The organism is Krasilnikovia sp. M28-CT-15, from assembly GCF_047159595.1.
In the GTDB taxonomy this organism is placed as follows: Bacteria; Actinomycetota; Actinomycetes; order Mycobacteriales; family Micromonosporaceae; genus Actinoplanes.
On sequence record NZ_BAAGAK010000001.1, the window covers coordinates 6,611,091 to 6,626,984 of the forward strand.

The following is a 15,894-nucleotide window of genomic DNA, read 5'->3' on the forward strand; positions in this document are numbered from 1 at the left end:
TGGCGGCTCAGCCGCCCAGCAGCGTGCGCGTGGTCTCCCACCCTTCCAGGGCGGGGTCGAGCGCCGCCAGCTCGGCCGGGCCGCGCAGCCGGTGCCAGTCCGGGGTCGATTCGACCAGGCTGGGCTGCGGCGCGGTCCTTCGCAGCGCCATCGGCGTGGCCGCGTCCAGGTCCAGGTCGGGCACCCAGTCGGGCAGGGGCAGCCGCGCCGCCACCCCCAGCACACCCGGCCCGGGGACGGCCGGGGCCACGGCCACCGGCTTGGCCGACAACGGGCGCAGCAGCTTGCCGATGATCATCCCGGGTACGTCGGGGGCGTCGGCCGCGAGGACCGCGGCCTCGTCGAAGCCGTCCGCGGCGGCCGCGGCGAGCACCGGCCGCAGGGTCGGGGCCGGCACGTCGTAGATCCGCATGCCGGGCCAGGCGATCTCCTCCGCGAGCGCCCGGTCGGCGGGGACGGCGGCGATGGCGGGCTCCGCCTGGGCCAGCCGGGCCAGCAGATCGGCGACGTCCTCGGCCAGGGCGGCCCGCCAGGCGGCGGCGTCCGTCCCGGGCGGGTGCCAGGGCACGGGGACGAGCAGCGCGACGACGATCCGTTTCACCACGTGCCGAGGCTAGCGAGCGCCCACCGACGGCGCCTGCGCACGGCCCGGGCCGCCGTCGGTCAAGTCGGTCACTCCTCGGCGAGGACCGGGCAAACCGCTGGTCAGTCGTCGGCGAGGACCAGGCCGGTGGCGGCGGAGATGCCCTCCAGGTAGCCGCGGGCGCGCTCGGCCTTGGGGTAACGGTTGACCAGGTCCCAGAAGCGGGCGCTGTGACTGGGCACGACCAGGTGGGCCAGCTCGTGCAGCAGCACGTAGTCGATGACCCAGTCGGGCATCTCCTGGATCCGGTGGGAGATCCGGATCGTGCCGTCGTCGGGGGTGCAGGAGCCCCATCGGCCGTTCTGGTTCCGCACCCAGCGGACGCTGTTGGGCGCGGCGTTGAGCGAATAATCGGCGAGGTAGCGGTTGACCAGCCGGCGAGCGCGCAGTTGCAGCTCATCGTCGGTGCGCCGGATGCGCTCCTCGCGGGCGGCCAGCCTGGCGAGCATCCGGGCGACCCATTCCGTCTCCTCGGCCCGGGAGAACCGATCCGGGATGAGGACGACGACCCGCTCGCCGTCGCGGTAGGCAGACACCGTCCGGCGGCGGCGCTGGCTGCGCCGCACCTCCACGACAGGCTTGCGCGTGCGGGCCATCACCGGCTCGCGCGGCCCAGTTTCGGGTTCACGTTGAGACGCTAATCCGAGAGCCCCAGGTCACCGCAAGAGCACACCGGGCGACACGCGGCAGAAATTTAAGGTTTGTACCGATGCGCCCGGAAGAATTTTCCATACCGCAGCGCAGGGGCGCTGGGCTTGGCTCACGATAACTCACGGGGCAGCGCGGCGACGACACCTATCTGTACTGTTTGGGAGCTTCTGAGCGTATTCCTCGGCGTGTCCCGGCATATCTGCCCCTATTCGGACATCTCGCATCGCACACTCACGACGTCGGCGACACCGTCGACGTCCGCGCCGACATGGAAACGGCCCGACCTGGGTAGGGAGCGCCCCGAGCGAGCGACCACACCCAGGTCGTCGCGAAGCGGTCCAGCGCCGCACGGGAAGCGGCCCGCCGCAACCCGGGCACCGCGGCCGACCCGGCCGACAACGAGACGAGGAGGAACCGTGGCCGACAACACGTACAACGGCTACTGCGTGAAGTGCAAGGAGAAGCGCGACTTCCAGGGCACCGTGGAGGTCTCGAAGACTGGCATGAACATGGCCAAAGGCAAGTGCCCGGTCTGCGGCACGACCGTGAACCGGATCCTGGGCAAGGCCAAGGCCTGATCGCCGGGTCAGGCCGGAGGGGGCGGCGCCGGAGTCGCCCCGTCCGGCCGTAACCCGTAACGGCTGCACCACGTTAAGTGATTGTCGGGACCGTCCACGGCCGTCCGAGCTGTGGATAACTCACGTTTTCCTGTGGACAACACGGTGCGCGCGGGTGCGGCCCTGTGGACAACCATCACCACAGAGCGCCAGTGTGGTGACAGTCTGTCACCCATGACGCGGACACCTCTGCTGCGCCCGACACTGTTGCCCGGCATACCGCGGATCTGGCGCGGGTCGCACACGCTGCAGCTCGGACTCGATCCCGGCCGGGCCATCCTGCTCGAACTTCCCGACCCGCGTACCGCCGGACTGCTCGACCTTCTCGACGGCACCCGGCCGGAGCGGGTGGTCCTGGCCCGGGCCGCGGCGCTCGGCGTGCCGCCCGACGAGGCGCGCGCGTTCCTGGACGCCCTGCACACCACCGGCTACGTGCTGGCCGGGGGCAACCTGCTGCCCGCCGCACTGCCGCCAGACACCCGGGACCGCCTCAGTGGCGAGGCCGCCGCCCTGGCGCTGCGCCGCACCGGCCCGCCACCACGAGGGGCGGTACCGCCCGCCCCGAGCCCCGCCCGCACCCTGCGGCGGCGGGCCGCGGCGCAAGTCGTGGTCGCCGGGCGGGGGCGGCTCGGCGCACCGATCGCGGTGGCCCTCGCCACCGCCGGAGTCGGCCACGTCGCCGCGGACCTCCCCGGCCGGGTCAGCCGCGCCGACCTCCCGGGCAGTCCCCTGACCGGCGCCGACATCGGCACATCGTGGCGGGCGGCCGTCGCGGACGCGGTGTGCCGTGCCGCACCGGAAACCCGGACCGGACCGGTCCGCCGCGGCCAGGCCACGCTCGTCGTCCAGCTCGGGCACGACCAACCCGCCGCGCTGGTGGCCGCCGCCCATGCGGCGCGCCGCCAGGCGCACCTGTGCGTGACCGTCCAGGACGGCGTCGCGATCGTGGGCCCACTCGTACCGCCCGCGGGCGGCCCCTGCCTGAACTGTCTCGACCTGCACCGGCGTGAGCGTGACAGCGGCTGGCCCGGGAGCGCGGCCGGGCCCGGCGCCGCCGAACCCTGTGCGGTGACCACCCTGCTGGCCGCCACCGCGTACGCCACGGCCGAGGCGCTGACGTACCTCGACGGCGGCACCCCGGAGACCCTGGGCAGGGCCGTGGAGATCACCGCGCCCGGGCGAATCCGGCGGCGCACCTGGCCACCGCATCCGGACTGCGGCTGCACGCGTACCCGCGGCGGGCGCCGGACGCCGGCCGGACGGGACTCGGCACGGCCCGAGCCGGGACGCGACCCGGCGCCCGCCGGAACGCGATAACCGGACTTGGGACCGCAGCAGTGTACGAATCCATTCATCCCGGTCGGTTGGCCTCGGCAGCGGCGGGCACAATGATCTGGTGAGCGACATCCCGCGGCGGGCGGCCTCTCGAACCGCGAGGCTTGCCGCGCTGCCCCTCGGCTTCGCTGGACGTACGGCGCTCGGGCTCGGCAAGCGGGCCGTCGGCATGGCCTCCGAGGTCATCTCGGCCGACATCCAGCAGCGCACGGCCGAACAGCTGTTCAGCGTCCTCGGCCAGCTCAAGGGCGGGGCGATGAAGTTCGGCCAGGCGCTGTCGGTGTTCGAGGCGGCCCTGCCCGAGGAGATGGCCGGGCCGTACCGGCAGGCGCTGACCAAGCTGCAGGAGGCGGCGCCGCCGATGCCTGTCGCGACGGTGCACAAGGCGCTGGCCGAGCAGCTGGGCGCGGACTGGCGGGACCACTTCGCGGAGTTCGACGACAGCCCGGCCGCCGCGGCCAGCATCGGCCAGGTGCATCGGGCGCTGTGGAAACTGCCCCCGGCCCGGCGCAACGCGAAACCCAGGACGCTGCCGGTCGCGGTCAAGGTGCAGTATCCGGGCGCCGGGGACGCGTTGCTGGCCGACCTCAAGCAGCTGTCCCGGCTGGCGGGGATGTTCAAGATCATCCATCCGGGGATGGACATCAAGCCACTGCTGGCGGAGCTGCGCGAGCGGGTCACCGAGGAACTCGACTACGCCATGGAGGCCGAGGCGCAGCGGGCGTTCGGCGCCGCGTACGCCGACGACCCCGAGATCTTCGTGCCGCAGGTGGTCACCGCCGCCCCGCGCGTGCTGGTCACCGAATGGGTCGAGGGCACCCCGCTGGCACGGGTGATCAGCGACGGTGACGAGGCGCAGCGCGATGAAGCGGGCCGGCTCATGGCCGTACTGCACTTCTCCGCGCCCGCCCGGGCCGGGCTGCTGCACGCCGACCCGCACCCAGGGAACTTCCGGATCCTGCCGGACGGACGGCTCGGCGTGATCGATTTCGGCGCGGTGGCCCGGCTGCCCGGCGGCCACCCGGAGCCGATCGGCCGCCTCGTCCGGCTCGCGCTGGACGGCGACGCCGAGGCGGTCGCCGACGGGCTGCGCGACGAGGGCTTCATCAAGCCCGACGACGAACTCGACGCGGTCGCCATCCTGAATTTCCTTCGCCCGATGATCGAGCCGCTGGCCGGTGAGACCTTCCGGTTCACCCGATCGTGGCTGCGCTCCGAGGCGGGACGGTTGTCCAGCCCGCGCTCCCCCGCGTACCAGCTCAGCCGAAAGCTCAACCTGCCGCCGTCGTACCTGCTGATCCACCGGGTCACGCTCGGGTCGATCGCGGTGCTGTGCCAGTTGGAGGCGCAGGCGCCGTACCGATCGATCGTGGAGAAGTGGCTGCCCGGCTTCGCCCCCGTGGCCTGACACCCGGCAGACATGGCGAAAGGGCCCGTCCGCATGTCGCGGACGGGCCCTCTCTCACAGGATCGCGTCAGGTGCTCGATCGGTCAGTAACGGATGCCGCCCAGCTCACGGGACGCGCGGTGCTGCGCCTCCAGAGCGATCTGACGGGCGGGACGGTGCGCCTCAGTGCGGTACGCCTGAGGCCGACGCATTCGGGCACGGGACAACGCTTCTTGGATGAGTCTCATCTTCGGTGCTCCATTCGGGTTCACGGTTGCGGTGCTCGTTTCTCGGTAAGGGGTGGTGATGGTCATGTCAGGCCGCCAGTCGCACGGCGTTGCGCTCGAGACCGCTAGCGGCAAGCCGCTCCTCGACCTCGACCTTGAGCTCGGCGTCGCGCGCGACGTCGACCTTCCGGGGCCGACCCCGCGGCCGCTTACGCGGCACCACGGCACCCCGCTCGAAGATCTCGCCGCCCCAGACACCCCAGGGCTCGTTCCGCTCGACCGCACCGGCGAGGCACTCGACGCGCAGCGGGCAGTCCCCGCAGAGCGACTTGGCCAGCTCCAGCTGGGCCGGGGAGTCCGAGAACCACAGGTCCGGGTCGAACTTCCGACAGGGCAGGTTCGCCTCCACCTCGACACTCACGTCGAGTGGGGCCAGCGCCAGACTCATAAAGCCCGGTCACCTCTCTCTTTCTCGATCTTCTGGATCGGTCGTGCACCGGCTGGTGGGCCGGCAAATAAGTAAGGCCGCGGATCCCGGTTACGGGTTCCGCGGCCTCGAGGTGAGCCGGTTGGTCTGGTTGATCAGACCGGCCTTCCTCGAGGCGGGACACCGCTGGCGCCATCCGTCATGCGCTTCTTGGAGACGCCATTGCTGCCCACGAACCCAGTGGTCCCGTACTTCGCATCGACGCCCGCGAGCGGAGCCAGCTCGGCCTGGCTCGGCACCTGGTGCGCCGGCGACAACGGGGCCCGCTCGACCGCGAGCACCGCGACGCGCGCGGTGGACGGCAGCCAGGAAGCGGACGGAGCGCAGACAGCAACAGGCAGCAGCGACGGTCGCTGAATCGTGAAGATCTTCATCGTTGCCACCTCCTCCATTGCCTCGCGCTCGATGCTGATGTCTTACAGACCCCCGGTGAGCAGCGTTGATACCTGTGCTCGCTGAGGTGTGCCATGAGGCTATGCCTACCCCCGCGGGGAGGGCAAACGAATTAACGGACTAGTTCTCAAAGTTTTTTCCGGGCAGCTCGTCGGGGGCGGCACCAGCCACGAGCGCGAACACCGCCTCGCCGTACTGGCCCAGCTTGCGGGGGCCGATCCCGCCGATGGCCAGCAGCTCCGCCGGACCGCTCGGGCGCCGCTCCGCCAGCGCCACCAGCGTGGCGTCCGTGAACACCACGTACGCAGGGACCTTCTGCTCGGCCGCGGCCGAGGCGCGCCACAGCTTGAGGCGCTCGTAGAGCTCCTCGTCCAGGTCCGACGGGCAGGTGGGACAGCGCCCCAGTTTGCGGTCGGCCCCCGCCAGCAGGGTCGTGCCGCAGACCCGGCAGGAGACCACGCGGGCGGGACGCCGGTCGGGTTTACGACCGCCGGGCGGCCGGGCGCGTTCCGGGCCGCCCGTGCCGTCGAGCTGGGGCAGGAAACGGCACGGGCGCCGGGCCCGCCCACCCGGGGAGCGGGACTGCCCGTACGACAGCCAGAGCCACTGGCGGGCCCGGGTCACACCGACGTAGAGCAGGCGGCGCTCCTCCTCCAACTGGTCGGGGGTCTTCGCGTACGTCGTGGGCAGGGTGCCGTCGGCCAGCCCGACCAGGAACACCGCGTCCCACTCCAGGCCCTTCGCCGAATGCAGGGAGGCCAGCGTGACCCCCTCGACCGTGGGGGCGTGCTGCTGCTCGGCGCGGCGGGCCAGCTCGTCGCAGAACGCGGCCAGCGACACGTCCCGTTGCACCGCGGCACCCTCGCCGACCGGCATCAGCTCCGGCACGGCCGCGTACTCCTCCGCCAGGGTGACCAGCGCGGCCAGCGCCTCCCACTGCTCGCGCTGCGCCCCGCCCGCCGGGGGGCGATCGCGCGCCCAGCCCGTCGCGGACAGCGCGTCGGCCACCGCGTCCACCAGCGGGGTCTCCCCGGGCGTGGAGCGCACCGCCGCGCGCAACGCGACCATCGCCTGGCGAACCTCGGCCCGTTCGAAGAACCGCTCCGCGCCCCGCACCACGTACGGGACCTCGGCCTCGGCCAGCGCCTCCTCGTACGCCTCCGACTGGGCGTTGGTGCGGAACAGGACCGCGATCTCGCTGGCCGGGGTGCCCGCGGCCAGCAGGTCCCGGCAGCGGCGGGCCACCGCGGCGGCCTCGGCGGGCTCATCCGGGAAGATCTTGAGGTCGGGCTCGGGCCCCGGCGGCCGCTGGCCCACCAGCTCCAGGCGCAGCCGCGCCTCGCTGCCCCGCGCCTGCCGGATGACCGCGTTGGCCAACCCGACCACCTGCGGGGTGGAGCGGTAGTCGCGCACCAGGCGGACCACCACGGCGCCGCGGCGCTGCCTCGGGAAATCGATCAGGTACGACGCGGTGGCCCCGGTGAACGAGTAGATCGTCTGGCTGGCGTCGCCGACCACGGTCAAATCGTCGCGCCCGCCCAGCCACGCCTCCAGCAGCCGTTGCTGCAGCGGGTTGACGTCCTGATACTCGTCGACGACGAAATGCCTGTACTGGGCGCGGATCTGCTCGGCGACGTCCGGGTGCTCCTCGATGCCCCAGACCGCGGCGCGCAGCATGTCCTCGAAGTCGATCACACCCTGCCGGCGCTTGAGCGTCTCGTACGCCGCGAAGACCTCCGCCACCTTGGCGGGCTCGTGCGGCGGCTCCCGCTGCGCCTTGGCCGCGGCCACCGCATACTCCCCCGGCTCGACCAGGGACGACTTGGCCCACTCGATCTCCCCGGCGAGATCCCGGGCGCCGCTGCGGTCCACCCGGACCCCGGCGCGGGCGGCGGCGAGGCCGACCAGCCGGGCCTTGCTCTCCACCAGCTCCGGCATGCCCCGGCCCGCCAGCAGCCGGGCCGCGAAATAGCGGACCTGGCGCAACGCCGCGGCGTGGAACGTGCGGGCCTGCACCCCCGCGGCGCCGAGCCCGGCGAGGCGGGCCCGCATCTCGGCCGCCGCCCGGGCGGTGAAGGTGACCGCGAGCACGTGCCGCGGGCTGATCTCGCCCGTCGCGGCACGGTACGCGATCCGGTGCGTGACGGCGCGGGTCTTACCGGTCCCCGCACCGGCGAGGACACAGACCGGCCCGGCGGGCGCGGTCACCGCCGTACGCTGCTCCGGGTCCAGCCCGGCAAGTACGCGCTCCGCTGTCACAACCGGGAATCATGGCACCCCCGTCCGACGTTTCCCTCGATGGCACTGTGCCATGTGATCCTCTGCGAAGGGACGACCACCGATGTTGACCATGTACTCGACGCCGTGGTGCGGCTACTGCCACCGCTTGAAGTCGCAGCTCGACCGCGAGGGCATCGCCTATGACGTGGTCGACATCGAGCAGGACCCGGCGGCTGCGGACTACGTGATGAGCGTCAACGGTGGTAACCAGACCGTGCCCACCGTACGCATCGTGCCCGCCGACGGTGGTGCGGAGGTCGTCCTGACGAACCCGACCATCGTCCAGGTCAAGAGCGCGCTGGCCGGCTCGGGTGTGGCCGGCTGACACCAACGGGATCACCGCGGGCGACCGGGTGACAGAACGGCCCCGTCGACGGCATCGAAGCCGATCGACGGGGCCGTTTCGCGCTACGTCCGGCGCCGGGTCGTGCCTCAGTGGCGCCCGTGCGGGAGCCCCGGGCGGCGCCGACGGGACGTGAGCACCAGCAGCAACGCGCCGGTGAGCAGGGTGGCCGCGCCGGCCACGATCAGTGCGCCCGAGGCCGGACCGGTGATCGGCAGGCCACCGCCGGCCGCGCCCTGGCCGCCCGCCGCACCGTTCGTCGCCCCGGGCGCCGCCGCGGTCGGCCCGGTGGTCGCCGGGGCGGGCGCCGACGGGTTGATGACGAAGCGGGCGGTGTTGTTCGTGGCGACGGTGTCGCCGTTCATCACCACCGTCACCGTGCCGACCGCGTCGTGCAGGTCGCGGTCCAGGCGAAGTTCCAGTTCGGGCAGGTCGAGATCGCCGGGCCTGCTCGGCTGGTCGACCCACGGGATGCCGTAGCAGGTGAACTTCTTCAGCTCAGCGAACGAGCCCCCGGCGGGTTCGGATCCATCCGGCAGGCGCAGGCAGTCCGCGGTCGCCAGCTTGGTGACCGTGACACCGTCCGGGACCGCGATCGTGAACACCTCAGCTCGCCGATCCGGGTGCCCACCCAGCGACCGGCCGGGCGGGAACTGGATGACAGCCGGGCCCTCGTTGCGGATGCCGACGCGGGGGCGCACCGTGTCTCCCCGGTGTCCGGTCACGTCGGCGGCGACCGCGGCGAGATCGGGCTTGGCCTCAGGAACGACGGAGTACGTGAACTTGTAGTCGGTCGCGAGCTCCTTGGCCGTACCACGGTTCTCGAAGGCGCCGGCCGGCATCGCGGCGGCCGCCGGCGTCGGCACCAGCATCGGGTCGGCGTGCTCCGCGACCTTGCGCCATTGCTGCGTGGTCTCGTCGCCCCAGGACTCGATGACGGCGTCGAGGTCTCCCCTGACCCACCCCGGCCAGCGGTCCTCGGCGCGGATCGGCAGGTTGATCTCGTGGCGTACGCCCGGCTCCAGCGTCACCGGGAAGAGGCAGGTCACCGAGTTCGCATCAGCCGCGCAGTTGCGGAACGATCCGTCGATCCGCTGCGGCGAGTCGAGGTTGCCGACGAACATGCTGAACCCGTCGATCGGCGCGGTGCCGTTGTTGACCACCTCGGCATGGAACACGGTGGGGGTCGCCCCGACGGTGCCGCCGTACTGGATGTGGAAACCCAGCTTCGGGCCGTCGGGTTCGCCGTGGAGCGCCGTGGGTCCGAAGGCCTGCGCCGGCGCGGACATGGTGGCCGTGCTCAGCGCGCCGACAGCCAACGTGGCTGCGATCGCGCGCCACCACAGGTTCGTTGAGGGCATGTAGGTCCAATCCCCGTGATCGTCGTCGGCGCAGCGTACTTGATCAATGGGTACGGACGTGCCGCGGCTCGATGTCCGCCGGACTCACGGGGTGACGGCTCCGGCCAGCCAGCGCTCGATCAGGAAGAACGCGATCGAGGAGCGCATCGGCAGGCCGATCCGGACCCCGGTGCCGGGCTGCACGTACTCGCCCGCGATCATCGCCGTCACGTCGGCGCGGGTGAACCACTGCGCCTCGTCGATCTCCGCGGGATCCAGCACCGGCACCTGGTCGGCGTCGGCGACCGCGGTGAAGCCGAGCATCAACGACCCGGGGAACGGCCACGACTGGCTGCCCTCGTACCGCAGGTCGGTCAGCCGCAGGCCGACCTCCTCGGCGACCTCGCGCACGACGGCGGCCTCGGCCGACTCCCCCGCCTCGACGAAACCGGCCAGGCACGAGAACCGGCGTACCTCGCCGATCTGCGGCCAGGACGCGTTGTGCCCGAGCAGGCACCGGCCCTGCGGGCCGGGCACCCCGTCGTGCACCAGCACGATCATCGCGGGGTCGGTGCGCGGCCACATCTGACCGCCGTCCTCGTCCACCCGCGACCAACCGGCCTCGATCACCCGGGTCGGCTGCCCGGTGCGCGGCGAGTACGTGTGCGTGGCGTGCCAGTGGCCCAGCGCGGCGGCCGTGGTGAGCACTCCGGCGTCGTTGGCGTCGAGCAGGTGCCCGATGTCGCGCAGGGTCGCGGGACGCGCGCCGGGCAACTCCGGCACCGCCGCGTCGATCATGAACACCGGGATGCCGTAGGCGTCGATACCGAGGAACATGCGCTCCCCGTCCGGCGCCTGGTCGGCGTCGACGAACACCAGCACGGCACTGCGATCGGTGTCCTTCACCAGGGCACGGCCGCCGCCCGCGATGTCGACGATGAGCACCTTGGCCTGCCGCCACGCATCGGCCAGCCAGTCGCGGTCGTCGCGCCGGTGCGCGGCCCGGTCCAGCAACGTACGGGCCAGCGGCGGCCCGGTCAGCTCGGGCTCGGCGCCGGCACGTGAGCCCTGGTGCCGGTCTTCACCGAAGTCCGGGACGGTTCCGGCGTCGGGCTGTTCGTCCGCGCCCGGGGCTGGAGCGCTCATCCCTCGCTGCGTTCCACCGGGGTCAGCGCGGCCAGCGGCGCCGCCACCTTGTCCACGTCACCCAGCACCACGGTCACCGCCTGCGACGGGGCCAGATAACGGCCGGCCACCTCCGCCACCTGCTCCCGGGTCGCCGCGGCCAGCGCCGCCGAGTGCTCGCGCAGATAGTCCAGGCGCAGTCCGAAACTCGCGTACATGCTGGCCAGGCCCGCGAGCCCGGCCTGGGTGGACATGCCGAGGCGCAGCGTGCCCAGCGCATACCGGCGGGCCTGCTCCAGCTCCTCCTCGCCCGGCGGGAGGCTGGCGATGCGGCCCAGCTCGTACAGGGTCTCCAGCATCGCGGGGCCGGTCACCTCGGTGGCCACCTCGGCCGCCACGATCAGCGCGGAGCCGGCCACGAAGTGCTCGATCGCGGTGTGCGGGCCGTACGTGTAGCCCTTGTCCTCGCGGATGTTCTCCACCCACCGGGAGGAGAAGTAACCCCCGAAGATCAGGTTGGCGAGTTGCAGCGGCGCGCTGTCCGGATGCGTACGCGCCACCGCGGGCAGCGCCATGCGCAGCGAGGACTGCACCGAGCCCGGCCGGTCCACCAGCACCAGCGGGCCCGGCTCCAGCGCTGGGACGCCCGGGATGGTGCCGTCGCGGCCCGGGCCGATCCAGCCGCCCAGGGCCTTCTCGGCGGCGTCGATCGCCTTCTCCGGGCTGATGTCACCGACCAGCACCAGCGTGGCGCCATCGGGGCGGACCCGGTCGGCGTGCAGGGCACGCAGCTGCCCCGGGCGCACCCCGCGCACCTGCTCCGGCTCGGGGGTCTGCACCGCGTACGGGTGGCGGCCGTACATGCGCTTGAGCAACGCCGTGCGCGCCAGGTGTGCGGGCTGGCTCTGGGCCACCTGGATGTGGTCGACCAGCCGTTCCCGTTCGGTCGCCACCTCCTCCGCCGGGTACGCCGGGTCGGTGAGCACCGACGCCAGGATCTCCAGGGTGCGCTCCAGGCCCCCGGCCAGCGCGTTGCCGGTGATCAGCAGCCGGTCCGGGTCCAGCCCGGCCGCGAGTCCGCCGCCGACGGCCTGCAGCTCGGCCGCGATCTCGATGCTGGACATCGTGCCCGTGCCGGTGAACATCGCCTGTGACAGCAGCGTCGCCCGGGCCAGCGGCGCCCGCCCGAACGGCACCCGCAGCCGCACCTCCACCAGCGGCACGGCGGGGCGCCGGATGGCGATCACCGTGAGCCCGTTGTCCAGCGTCCGCTCGGCCTGCCGGGGCAGCTTGAGCTGGGCGTCCGGCACCAGGTCGGGCAACGTCTTCGCACTCACTGGGCAGCTCCCGGTACGACCTCGACGGTGGCGCGGCGCTCCGGCCGCAGGGTGGCGGCGGCCGCGACGATCTGCGCCTCGGTGACCTGCCCGACCAGGCGAGGCAGCTCGTTGAGCAGTTCCGGGCGGCCCCGTTGCTGCTCCAGCACGGCCATCGGCAACGCCCGGCCGAGCACCGCGTCCGTGTCGCGCAGCAGGTGGGTGGCCATCCGGGCCTGGGTACGGGCGAGCTCGCCCGGGCGCAGGCCCTCGGTCGCCAGCCGGTCCAGCTCCTCGTCGACCGTGCGCAGCACCTTGTCGGCGTCCCCGCCCGGGGGCAGGTGGGCCTGCAACAGCAGCGCGGTCGGGTTGCGCACCTGGTACTCGTCGCCCATGAAGCCGACGTAGCCGCCCACGTTCGTGGCCGTCCGGTCGCGCTGCACCAGCCGCTCCACCAGCCGCGACGCGTCGCCGTCGGTGAGCACCTCGGCCAGCACCACGTACGGCAGGTAGGCCGCGAAATCGCCGATCGGGTCGGGCACCCGCCAGGCGCTGGCCACCGCGGGCAGCGGCGCCAGCCGGTCCGTGTACGCCTCGCGGCGCTCTTTGGACAGGTCGGGCTCGTCGAAGTCGGGGCGCGGCGGCGCCGGGCGGGCCGGGACGTCGCCGAAGTGCCGCTCGATCATGGTGGTCGCCTGCGCCACGTCGAAGTCGCCCGCGACCGAGAGCACCGCGTTGCCGCAGGCGTAGTAGCGCTGGAAGAACTCCTGCGCGTCGGCGACCGTGGCGCTCTCCAGGTCCTCGAACGAGCCGTACCCGTCGTGCTCGTTCGGGAAGGTGGAGAACATCACCGGGGGCAGCTTCAGCCAGGGGAAACCGCCGTACGGTCGGTTGAGGACGTTGACCCGGATCTCCTCCTTGACCACGTCCACCTGGTTGCGCAGGTTCTCCTCGGTGAGCCGGGGGCCGCGCATCCGGTCGGCTTCCAGGAACAGCGCCCGCTCCAGGGCGCCCGCGGGCAGCACCTCGAAGTAGTCGGTGTAGTCGAGGTGGGTGGAGCCGTTGAAGCTGCCGCCGGCGCCCTGCACGTGCCGGAAGTGGGCCAGCTTCTCCAGATTCTCCGAGCCCTGGAACATGAGGTGCTCGAAGAGGTGGGCGAAGCCTGTCCGGCCCTGCGGCTCCGAGCGGATACCCACGTCGTACACGACCGCGACGCCGACCACGGGGGCGCTACGGTCCGGCGCGAGGACCACCCGCAGACCGTTGTCGAGAGTGAGCCGTTCGATCGGATACTTCGTCGCGGGGATCTTCAGTGTGCGAGCCACGAAGTGACAGTAGCGCGCGCGGTGTACGGCGCGGTCACAGCGGGCGCACGGACGCGAGCACTTCGTCGACCACGTGGTCGAACTGCCGGTGAGTGCCGGGAATGGACACGTACAGCACCGCGGCGGCCGGGCGGCCCACGTCGATCACCGCGACCGCGGACAGCTCGTCGGTGGCCGACAGGCCGGGCTCGTGGAAATGCAGCCGGAACTGGCTGACCCAGGCGGGCCGTCCGCCCAGGGTGGTCAGCTCGTCGCGCAGCCGGTCCAACGTGTTGGGCTGCGGGTAGTACTCGGCGCGCACGTCCGCCACCACCTGACGGCCCACGCACTGCAGGTCCAGGGTCACCGCGTCGTTGTCCGCGGCCGGCACCGCCGCCGACAGGATCGAGGCGTGGTACTGCCCGCCGGGGTAGTCCTCGGTGATGAAGTGCTGCCCCACCCGGTACTGCACGCGCAGTGTCCCGGCCCGCCACACCTCGTCCCACCGCTGCCACGGCGCCCCGTACGCCCGGTACGAGATGCCCGCCTGGTTGTCGACCGTACGGGGGCCCGGCACCGGCCGGGCCGACGGCGGTGCGGGAGCCTCGCTGGGCACCGCGGTCGGTGCGGGGCACGCCTGGGCCAGCGGGGGGCGTACGTCGGTGGGCTTGTCGGCCCGGCGCCCGAGCCCGCCACCGTCGCCGGACAGCGCCAGCACCAGGACGACCGTCAGGCCGACCGCGAGGATCGCGGCGGCGATGCCGCCGAACAGCACGAGCTGCCGCCGACGGCGGCGCGGGCCGTCGGGGCCCGGGGGACCAGGCGGCTCGCCCGGCGGCTTGGCCGCAGGTACGCCGATCGCGGTGACCATGCCGGAACCCCAGGGGCCGGCCGGACGGTGCGCGGCGGGGTCGGACATGAATTCCAGTGAACACCACTGTCGGTTCGCCGCGTCAGCCCGCCGGTCCGGTCCGCGTCAGCCCGCCGGTCCGGTCATCGCGCCGCGAGGCCGGTCATCACCGGGTCGTACCACGGCGCGAACGCCACCACGAGCACCACGGCGATGCCCGCCACGGCCAGGTAGAACACGAGCGCCAGTTCGCTGCGCGCCGCGCGGGTGTGCCTGCGGTCCATCCTCGCCCCCCAACCTGGCCTGTCATCCATAAGACGCGAGTACGGTCCGTCCGGTTGCACGTTCGATGCAAAGGTTCGTGCTGCGCCGCTACCGTTGCGGCATGGAGATCGTGTATCCCCCGGTCATCGGGCTCGCGAAGGTGATGTTCCGCGCACTGGACCTGCGGATCGCCGTCGAGGGCGCGCACCACGTCCCGGCGACCGGCGGGGCGGTCCTGGCCAGCGCACACGTCAGCTACCTGGACTTCATCTTCTGTGGGCTGGCCGCGCAGCCGTCCCGGCGGCTCGTGCGGTTCATGGCGAAGAAGTCCGTCTTCGATCACCGGATCAGCGGGCCGCTCATGCGCGGCATGCACCACATCCCGGTCGATCGGGGTGCGGGCGGCGGGGCGTTCAAGGAGGCGACCCGGGCGCTGGCGGACGGCGAGGTGATCGGGGTGTTCCCGGAAGCGACCATCAGCGAGTCGTTCACGGTCAAGCAGCTGAAGTCCGGCGCGGCCCGGCTGGCCCACGACGCCGGGGTGCCGCTGGTCCCGATGGCGGTCTGGGGCCCGCACCGGCTGTGGACGAAGGGGCGGCCGCGGCAGCTGACGAAGCGGCACGTGCCCGTACTCATCGCGGTCGGGGAACCGGTGCCCACCCGCGCGGACACCGAGGCGGCCACGGTGGAGCTGCGCACCCGACTCGGGGTGCTGCTGGACAAGGTGCAGCGGGCGTACCCGGAGCAGCCGTCCGGTCCGGACGACACCTGGTGGCAGCCCGCCCACCTGGGCGGCACCGCGCCGCAGCCGCCGCACGCACCCACCCACTGAGGCGGTTCACGCCCACCGCCTCCCGGGCGGCGGTGGGCGTGGAAGTGCTGTCGATCAGCCTGGCCGGTCCTGGTGTCACCCACGGCCAGGGGGCGCTGACGGCACCGGCGCTGGCCCGGTGGGACCGGCGCCGGTGCGTCAGTGCGAGGCTTAGATCAGAGCGGCCGGATGTTGGCGGCCTGCGGGCCCTTCTGGCCCTGGGTCACCTCGAACTCGACCCGCTGGTTCTCGTCCAGGGTGCGGTACCCCGAGGTCTGGATTGCGGAGAAGTGGGCGAAGACGTCAGCGCCGCCGTCGTCCGGGGTGATGAACCCGAAGCCCTTGTCCGCGTTGAACCACTTCACAACGCCGGTAACCATTTTCGTCTCCTCGACGGTCGATCGCTCCGCGCCAGTCTGGACGGGAGCGAAGTAGTAAGAACCGCGTCCTGCGGATCTCGTGTCGTCGTGCTGATCGCCCGTACCGGAGAAACCCGGGTTACGACAAAGAGCGCCTGGGGC

At 72.5% G+C, this 15,894-nt stretch carries 16 protein-coding genes and 1 pseudogene; 5 read left to right on the plus strand and 12 right to left on the minus strand.

Annotated elements, in window-relative coordinates:
• Positions 1-7: 7 nt before the first annotated feature.
• Both ACMCNO_RS30270 and ACMCNO_RS30275 read right to left on the minus strand, forming a co-directional pair.
• The gene (locus ACMCNO_RS30270) at positions 8-604 is read right to left on the minus strand and encodes a hypothetical protein (RefSeq protein ID WP_412752833.1); all 597 of its coding nucleotides are present in this window, start codon (positions 602-604) and stop codon (positions 8-10) included.
• A 101-nt stretch (positions 605-705) separates the two neighbouring features.
• Positions 706-1,239, minus strand: a complete 534-nt coding sequence (locus ACMCNO_RS30275; RefSeq protein ID WP_412752834.1) for a M48 family metallopeptidase — start codon at positions 1,237-1,239, stop codon at positions 706-708.
• A 471-nt stretch (positions 1,240-1,710) separates the two neighbouring features.
• Between ACMCNO_RS30275 and ACMCNO_RS30280 the strand changes: the two genes are divergently transcribed.
• The 3 genes from ACMCNO_RS30280 (at position 1,711) to ACMCNO_RS30290 (ending at position 4,654) form a co-directional block, all read left to right on the plus strand.
• The gene (locus ACMCNO_RS30280; RefSeq protein WP_015625326.1) at positions 1,711-1,872 is read left to right on the plus strand and encodes a DUF5679 domain-containing protein; all 162 of its coding nucleotides are present in this window, start codon (positions 1,711-1,713) and stop codon (positions 1,870-1,872) included.
• 213 nt (positions 1,873-2,085) lie between these two features.
• On the plus strand, positions 2,086-3,228 hold the full coding sequence (locus tag ACMCNO_RS30285; protein WP_412752835.1) for a hypothetical protein: 1,143 nt from the start codon (positions 2,086-2,088) through the stop codon (positions 3,226-3,228).
• Positions 3,229-3,307: 79 nt separating this feature from the next.
• Entirely contained in the window at positions 3,308-4,654 is a 1,347-nt protein-coding gene (locus ACMCNO_RS30290; protein ID WP_412752836.1) for an ABC1 kinase family protein, read from the plus strand.
• A 294-nt stretch (positions 4,655-4,948) separates the two neighbouring features.
• Here the strand turns inward: ACMCNO_RS30290 and ACMCNO_RS30295 are convergent, their stop codons facing one another.
• The 3 genes and pseudogenes from ACMCNO_RS30295 to ACMCNO_RS30305 all read right to left on the minus strand — a co-directional run bounded on the left by ACMCNO_RS30295 (position 4,949) and on the right by ACMCNO_RS30305 (position 7,999).
• Complete coding sequence (locus ACMCNO_RS30295; protein WP_412752837.1) at positions 4,949-5,308, minus strand: WhiB family transcriptional regulator; 360 nt, start codon at positions 5,306-5,308, stop codon at positions 4,949-4,951.
• A gap of 134 nt (positions 5,309-5,442) precedes the next feature.
• Entirely contained in the window at positions 5,443-5,721 is a 279-nt protein-coding gene (locus ACMCNO_RS30300) for a hypothetical protein (protein ID WP_412752838.1), read from the minus strand.
• Between the two features lie 105 nt (positions 5,722-5,826).
• Positions 5,827-7,999: pseudogene (locus ACMCNO_RS30305) on the minus strand (ATP-dependent DNA helicase UvrD2).
• Between the two features lie 82 nt (positions 8,000-8,081).
• Between ACMCNO_RS30305 and ACMCNO_RS30310 the strand changes: the two are divergent.
• The gene (locus ACMCNO_RS30310) at positions 8,082-8,345 is read left to right on the plus strand and encodes a mycoredoxin (protein WP_412752839.1); all 264 of its coding nucleotides are present in this window, start codon (positions 8,082-8,084) and stop codon (positions 8,343-8,345) included.
• Positions 8,346-8,452: 107 nt separating this feature from the next.
• On the opposite strand, the gene ACMCNO_RS30315 is transcribed toward ACMCNO_RS30310, so the two are convergent.
• The 6 genes from ACMCNO_RS30315 to ACMCNO_RS30340 all read right to left on the minus strand — a co-directional run bounded on the left by ACMCNO_RS30315 (position 8,453) and on the right by ACMCNO_RS30340 (position 14,582).
• Positions 8,453-9,724: a hypothetical protein gene (locus tag ACMCNO_RS30315; RefSeq protein WP_412752840.1), complete on the minus strand. Its 1,272-nt coding sequence runs from the start codon at positions 9,722-9,724 to the stop codon at positions 8,453-8,455.
• A gap of 84 nt (positions 9,725-9,808) precedes the next feature.
• Positions 9,809-10,849 (minus strand): NAD(+) diphosphatase, encoded by a 1,041-nt coding sequence (gene nudC, locus ACMCNO_RS30320; protein WP_412752841.1) that lies wholly within the window; start codon positions 10,847-10,849, stop codon positions 9,809-9,811.
• Entirely contained in the window at positions 10,846-12,165 is a 1,320-nt protein-coding gene (locus ACMCNO_RS30325; protein ID WP_412752842.1) for a M16 family metallopeptidase, read from the minus strand. The genes nudC and ACMCNO_RS30325 overlap by 4 nt, the downstream gene beginning before the upstream one ends.
• Positions 12,162-13,469 (minus strand): M16 family metallopeptidase, encoded by a 1,308-nt coding sequence (locus ACMCNO_RS30330; protein WP_412752843.1) that lies wholly within the window; start codon positions 13,467-13,469, stop codon positions 12,162-12,164. Before ACMCNO_RS30330 ends, ACMCNO_RS30325 begins: the two co-directional genes overlap by 4 nt.
• Before the next feature lie 34 nt (positions 13,470-13,503).
• Positions 13,504-14,367, minus strand: coding sequence for a hypothetical protein (locus tag ACMCNO_RS30335; protein WP_412752844.1), 864 nt, complete (start codon positions 14,365-14,367; stop codon positions 13,504-13,506).
• A 74-nt stretch (positions 14,368-14,441) separates the two neighbouring features.
• Positions 14,442-14,582, minus strand: coding sequence for a hypothetical protein (locus tag ACMCNO_RS30340; protein WP_412752845.1), 141 nt, complete (start codon positions 14,580-14,582; stop codon positions 14,442-14,444).
• A 101-nt stretch (positions 14,583-14,683) separates the two neighbouring features.
• Between ACMCNO_RS30340 and ACMCNO_RS30345 the strand changes: the two genes are divergently transcribed.
• Entirely contained in the window at positions 14,684-15,394 is a 711-nt protein-coding gene (locus ACMCNO_RS30345) for a lysophospholipid acyltransferase family protein (RefSeq protein WP_412752846.1), read from the plus strand.
• Between the two features lie 155 nt (positions 15,395-15,549).
• Here ACMCNO_RS30345 and ACMCNO_RS30350 read toward each other — a convergent pair whose 3' ends face one another.
• A complete protein-coding gene (locus tag ACMCNO_RS30350; protein WP_130509091.1) occupies positions 15,550-15,753 on the minus strand; it encodes a cold-shock protein in 204 nt (67 codons plus the stop codon).
• Between the last annotated feature and the right edge of the window lie 141 nt (positions 15,754-15,894).

Bases quoted from the DNA above. Each gene is read 5' to 3' on its own strand.
- ACMCNO_RS30275 (WP_412752834.1), bottom strand. From the start codon at position 1,239: ATGGCCCGCACGCGCAAGCCTGTCGTGGAGGTGCGGCGCAGCCAGCGC.
- ACMCNO_RS30285 (WP_412752835.1), top strand. From the start codon at position 2,086: ATGACGCGGACACCTCTGCTGCGCCCGACACTGTTGCCCGGCATACCG.
- ACMCNO_RS30295 (WP_412752837.1), bottom strand. From the start codon at position 5,308: ATGAGTCTGGCGCTGGCCCCACTCGACGTGAGTGTCGAGGTGGAGGCG.
- ACMCNO_RS30300 (WP_412752838.1), bottom strand. From the start codon at position 5,721: ATGAAGATCTTCACGATTCAGCGACCGTCGCTGCTGCCTGTTGCTGTC.
- ACMCNO_RS30310 (WP_412752839.1), top strand. From the start codon at position 8,082: ATGTTGACCATGTACTCGACGCCGTGGTGCGGCTACTGCCACCGCTTG.
- ACMCNO_RS30315 (WP_412752840.1), bottom strand. From the start codon at position 9,724: ATGCCCTCAACGAACCTGTGGTGGCGCGCGATCGCAGCCACGTTGGCT.
- nudC (WP_412752841.1), bottom strand. From the start codon at position 10,849: ATGAGCGCTCCAGCCCCGGGCGCGGACGAACAGCCCGACGCCGGAACC.
- ACMCNO_RS30335 (WP_412752844.1), bottom strand. From the start codon at position 14,367: ATGTCCGACCCCGCCGCGCACCGTCCGGCCGGCCCCTGGGGTTCCGGC.
- ACMCNO_RS30340 (WP_412752845.1), bottom strand. From the start codon at position 14,582: ATGGACCGCAGGCACACCCGCGCGGCGCGCAGCGAACTGGCGCTCGTG.
- ACMCNO_RS30345 (WP_412752846.1), top strand. From the start codon at position 14,684: ATGGAGATCGTGTATCCCCCGGTCATCGGGCTCGCGAAGGTGATGTTC.
- ACMCNO_RS30350 (WP_130509091.1), bottom strand. From the start codon at position 15,753: ATGGTTACCGGCGTTGTGAAGTGGTTCAACGCGGACAAGGGCTTCGGG.